The sequence below is a fragment of the Streptococcus hyointestinalis genome, assembly GCF_041225505.1.
Lineage (GTDB): Bacteria > Bacillota > Bacilli > Lactobacillales > Streptococcaceae > Streptococcus > Streptococcus hyointestinalis_B.
Genome location: NZ_JBCLSK010000067.1, coordinates 1 through 3,946 on the forward strand (window position 1 = coordinate 1; position 3,946 = coordinate 3,946).

The 3,946-nt window shown below is 31.8% G+C and carries 3 protein-coding genes; 1 reads left to right on the forward strand and 2 read right to left on the reverse strand.

Annotation, left to right across the window (positions count from 1 at the left end; translation table 11 throughout):
- Positions 1 to 378 precede the first annotated feature (378 nt).
- Positions 379 to 1,614 carry a DNA cytosine methyltransferase gene (locus AALA56_RS09745; protein WP_369909850.1) on the forward strand — a complete coding sequence of 412 codons (1,236 nt, stop codon included), beginning with the start codon at positions 379 to 381 and terminating at the stop codon, positions 1,612 to 1,614.
- Positions 1,615 to 1,721: 107 nt separating this feature from the next.
- Here the strand turns inward: AALA56_RS09745 and AALA56_RS09750 are convergent, their stop codons facing one another.
- Positions 1,722 to 3,506: an ATP-binding protein gene (locus tag AALA56_RS09750; RefSeq protein WP_369909851.1), complete on the reverse strand. Its 1,785-nt coding sequence runs from the start codon at positions 3,504 to 3,506 to the stop codon at positions 1,722 to 1,724.
- A 149-nt stretch (positions 3,507 to 3,655) separates the two neighbouring features.
- Positions 3,656 to 3,940 (reverse strand): BRCT domain-containing protein, encoded by a 285-nt coding sequence (locus AALA56_RS09755; protein WP_369909852.1) that lies wholly within the window; start codon positions 3,938 to 3,940, stop codon positions 3,656 to 3,658.
- Between the last annotated feature and the right edge of the window lie 6 nt (positions 3,941 to 3,946).

Consider the following 3,946-nt stretch of genomic DNA (forward strand, 5'->3'; position numbering starts at 1 on the left):
TCAGCCATAAAAAGACCTATAATTTTTACTTTGGCATAGATGTCACGAGGGACACCATATTTTTCATCATCCATCTATTATCCTTTTCCTTTCTGCTTGATAATTCTATGATAAGAGATAATAACAATCTGTGCTGTAAGGGGACAAGTTAGTTTCTACTTATCTTAAAAAGTTCTTTTGATATATAAAAAGTTATATATCTTTATAGATAAAAAAGGAAGCCTCAATCATGAAACTTCTATAAATAATATAATTCTTGATGAGAAAGTTTTTGTTTAAAAAAAGTTAGATGTCATCTCAAAAATTTACGATTAATATCTTGATTTTTTAACTTATTCCTGGTATCCTGGTACTAGAGAATTTTTATGGAGGGTAGATATGTCTCATTATAATATTATAGATATTTTTAGTGGTGCTGGAGGACTGACAGAGGGTTTCAGAGATAATAGTTTTAAAATTGTAAAACATATAGAGAAAGACATAGCTGCAAGTCAAACTCTGCTTCTTAGAGATATTTTCTATTACCTCCAACAATCAGATAAGTTGTATCTATACAATAAATATTTGAATAATGAAATAACTTTTGAAACTCTGTTGGAACATACTCCTCCTGAGATTCATAATAAAATGCTAAACATTGAAATTGGACATGATACTATTGATTTCATTTTCAACCAAATTGAAGAAAAGACAATAACAGGAATTATAGGTGGACCGCCTTGCCAAGCATATTCTACTATAGGAAGAGCAGCAAATAGGAATAAAAAGGATACTGATGAACGAATTTATCTGTATAGATATTATGTAGAATTTCTAAAAAAATATAGACCTAATTTTTTTGTCTTTGAAAATGTCAAAGGGCTTTTAAGTTTCAAAGATATTAACGGAGATCTACTTTTTCCAAAGATGCAAGAAGAATTTAGAGAAATCGGCTATTCTATAGATTATCGTTTAATTAATGCTGCAGACTATGGAGTACCTCAAAAACGTGAACGTATTATTATTTTTGGCGTTCCTGATAATTCATCAAAATTAATTGAAAAGTTTTTTAATGCCTTACAATCTCAAAAAAGAAAACCCATTTCTGTTAAAACAGCTTTATCTGATTTACCACAACTGCATCAGGGGCAAGAAAAGAATCAATATCAGCATGAACCAAATGATTATGTCCGAAAATACTTTAGAAAAAATACGAATATCCTACTTACTCAGAATATTGCACGTCCTCATCGAGAAATAGACCTAAAAATTTATAAAGAAGTTGCACTGGCTCGGTCAAAAGGTAAAAATTTAAAGTATAACGAACTTGATAAATCATTAATTACCCATAAACACACTGATAAATTTTTAGATCGCTTTAAAGCTTTAGATTGGAATCAACCTGCACACACGGTCGTTGCACATATTGCCAAGGATGGACATCACTATATTCATCCTGATATAGAGCAAAATCGTTCTATTACAGTACGTGAAGCAGCACGCCTCCAAGGTTTTCCTGACGATTTTTATTTTGAAAATTCAAGAACAAGCGCCTTTACTCAGATTGGAAACGCAGTTCCTCCTATTTTGAGTAAGAAAATCGCACAAGCGATTAAAATGATAATCAAATTATGATCTTATAAACTTTTTGATTTCGATTATTAACTCATAAAAACTCTTGGGAAATAATTTTCCAAGAGTTTTTATGACTAAGTTTTAAGAATAGGTATCAAGAAGATAGACTAGTCCTTTATATATTTAAAAGCTAAAAGTAACTGAGGCGCTACAGTGTCCCACATTTCTTTAAGCTTATCAAATTTGGGCCAATTCATTTCATCATGCATTAACTGGTCTAATTGTGGAATAACCTTTACATCATCAAAGTTACTCTTTAAATTATCTTTATTCTTTTTATTACAATCTCCCTTAAATTCAAAAAAATTTAATGCAGACATATACTTATTATACAAAGTAATATTTTTAACAGAAACAGCTTTAGAGTAAGTTATGTCATTATGTGGTGCCTTGCCAGCCCATAGCTTATTTTTAGTTAATGTATCTTTATATTTAACTAACAGTGAAGTAATTGTAGTATCAATAATCCCTCTTAGCAGAAGACCTTGTGCTAAAATAAAACGGTTCGGATCATCAGCTGAAGTTGCAGCAAGTCGTGTTTCAGCTCTGAGCATTCGAATCTTGTTGGACAGTTCATCTGGGACAACAAAATTGTTAGGTATTAAATCCTTATATACATTTTCTTCAATTCCCATTGTTTGAGTAGCATCTGCTACACTTTCTAAAATTTTACGCTTTAATTCAGAAGGAATTGTCATTTTTTCATCTTCTAATAATAAAGCTATAGTATCAATCGTTTCCTTATCCTTTTTTAGTAAATCAGGCGAGTCCAAAACTTTTTTTATTTTTGGTACATCCTTTTGTGACTTCTCAGCCTTCGTTTGCTTTCTTTGATTCCAATCTTGACGCCATCTCTTTTGAATTACTCCCATTAATTTATTCAAATTTTCACGTAGGAATTGTAAATCAGAGTCTGCATTCCACAAAATGGCTTGTCTGTCAGTAGAAATAAAATCTTTAGATGGGCTATCATCAATGAAATCAATATCAAAATATCCTGTCGCATAATCATAAAAACGGTCATTAGCCCGCTCACTAAATTGATGTGGTGTATGCTCACTAGCGAGCTTACCATGCGATAATACACTAAAACCTTGCTCAGTTGCTTTTAACGGAGTTTCTTTTGTAAATACAACTCCACTAACATTTTTATTAACAAGCTCAATAAGTGCATTATTAGTTTTCAATTCTTCTTGAAAGTCTTCAGGGAATCTATAGGTAAAATCAAGTTTTGTACTCGGTTTTATACTATTTTCAAAAACCTTTTCATCTAATTCAATCGTCTTTCCTTTTTCGTCTGATAGTATAACCAAAAAATTATTTCTTGAAAAAAGATTAAAACGTCTTGATAAAGCTAAGGCTAAAGAATCCATTTTTGCAATATTTTGAAGACTAATATCCAAAATTCTAATTTCTGTCCCTGATTTTTGATTTACACTTTCATTGACATAGAGTGCTTCAGGATGGTAAAATTCCTCTTCTGAAGTTGCTTGTATAGAGCGGTAATTCATCTCAAAACCATTTTTAAGGTTATCTTTTATACTAATAACTTGAATACGATCAGCAACTCCAAACAATGCTAATTTTCCTAAGCCTTTTTTTCCTGTTAATTTTCTCCCTTTTGGTGTTAGTCCTATACCATTACTCCTACGATTACGGGCAACCCTTAAAAAATTAGAATTCAATTCTTCTAAAGTCATTCCGTGACCATTATCAGAAACCGATATTGATCTTCGAGAATAATCAATATGGATTTTTACCTCACTTGCATCGGCATCCCAAGAATTTGTAATAAGTTCCATTAATGCTTGAGGTAACTGCTTATATAACCCAACACCTAAATGTTGTACTGCTGAAGGCGCAAAACCCAAAGTAAAATTATCTTTAGCCATAATACTCCTAACAATAATATCTTTCTTTTATTTTTACAGAATTTCGCTAAACTAAACAAAAATCGTGTAACTTCCTATTACTTAATACAATAATGATTTTTATAAAAAATGTCAATACTAAGATACACCTATGCACACAAAAAGAAGCCTCAATCATGAGACTTCTTAACCATAGCAAAGAAAGTTTCTTCTGAAACAATGGTAATCGCTTGTCCTTGTGCCTTGCGAAAGAGGGCTGCTTCATACTTTTTAGAACGTCGATCAGGTTCAAAGAGATCTAGCTGCTTATGTCCTGCTACTAGAATATCTGTTTGACTAGAGATATAGTTCTGAACTATTGCCCCTTCTTGTTCCAAAAACTCTGTAGCCTCTTGCCTTGTCATAGGACGCAGACTACCTGTAATCACTACAACCTTACCTGTTACATCCATCATAGGCAT